Source organism: Peptoniphilus gorbachii, assembly GCF_016908115.1.
GTDB classification, from domain to species: domain Bacteria; phylum Bacillota; class Clostridia; order Tissierellales; family Peptoniphilaceae; genus Peptoniphilus_A; species Peptoniphilus_A gorbachii.
Window position 1 is genome coordinate 1 of the sequence record NZ_JAFBDH010000017.1, and the last position, 1,324, is coordinate 1,324.

Annotated in this window: 2 protein-coding genes; both read right to left on the bottom strand. The window is 29.5% G+C overall.

The genetic code is table 11. From position 1 onward, the window contains the following. Positions 1–850 (bottom strand): IS3 family transposase (locus tag JOD41_RS09090; RefSeq protein ID WP_205052562.1); only part of this gene is annotated, 850 nt, incomplete at its 3' end. Beyond that, the coding region (locus JOD41_RS09095; protein WP_239541194.1) for a helix-turn-helix domain-containing protein at positions 814–1,324 on the bottom strand (511 nt) is incomplete at its 5' end. The genes JOD41_RS09090 and JOD41_RS09095, both read right to left, overlap by 37 nt.

Below are 1,324 nucleotides of genomic sequence, written 5' to 3' on the forward strand. Positions count from 1 at the left end.
TAATTGTAGTGGATGCTAACCTATACTTTGTAGGTGGCATCCATTTTGTTTTTGATTGAATTCTTTCATTATTGTAATAATCAATATATTCCTCTATTGCTCTCGAAAATTCTTCAAAAGAGCTATAGCTCTTTTCATAATCATAATAAATTTCATTTTTTAATCTTCCAAAAAATGTTTCCATAATTGAGTTGTCATAGCAATTACCCTTCCTTGACATTGATTGGATTATACCATGTTTTTTAAGTTCATTTACATAATATTTATGTTGGTATTGCCATCCTTGATCTGAATGTAGTATTAGATTATTTAGTTTTGGAAATTTCTTAAATGCTTTTTCTAACATATTGGATATTTGTTTTAAATTAGGGCGTAAGGATAAGTCATAAGAGATTATCTCATTTGTATACATATCAAGTATTGGAGAGATGTAGCATTTACCCCAAGAAAATTTAAATTCTGATACATCAGTGGTCCATTTTTGGAGAGGTCTATCTGCCTTGAAATCTCTATTTATTATATTATCAGCTACTTTCCCTATCTTCCCCTTATATGAGTGATATTTTTCCTTAGATCTTTTTCCGAATAGTTTTAGTTCGTGCATTATCCTTTGGACTCTTTTATGATTTATGACATAGCCTTGATTTACTAACTCCATATATATTCTTCTTACTCCATATCTTCCTTTGTGTAAGTTAAATATTTGAGTTATTTTATCTGCGATATGACTATTCTTAATTTTTATCTTATCAACTTTATTTATTTCAAAATAGTATGTTGACCTTGGCATATCAATAGCTATTAAAAGATATTTTAGTCTGTATCCTTCTTCTTTGAGTTCTTTGATAATCGCTGCTTTTTCGCCTTGAGTTGCGCAGCGTAACGTTCTTCTCTCAAGGCGATCTCTTTTTTTATTATTTCGTTTTCTGCCTTTATATATTCATTTTCTGCTCTAAGTCTTATTAGCTCTTCTCTTTCAGATTCATTAAGCTCTTTTGCTTTATGGTTATTTTTACTTTTCATGCTTGTATTTTTAGATTTACGGCCTTTCTTTTTATTATCAAGACCATTATATCCATAATTTTTATACTTGTTAACCCATGAATAGAGCTGTCCATCATTAATTCCATATTCAATTGCTATAGACTTTATTGAATTTCCAGCTAACACTTTAGATACCATTTCTAATTTCTCATCAGGTGTCCAATTGATATTATTTCCATGTTTTAAAATTTCTGGTCCATGAAGTTCTTCTAACTTAAACCATATTCTAATTGAATCATGAAAGTTTTTTTCTTTGGTCCCTTCAGGTGTATCAGGCCAT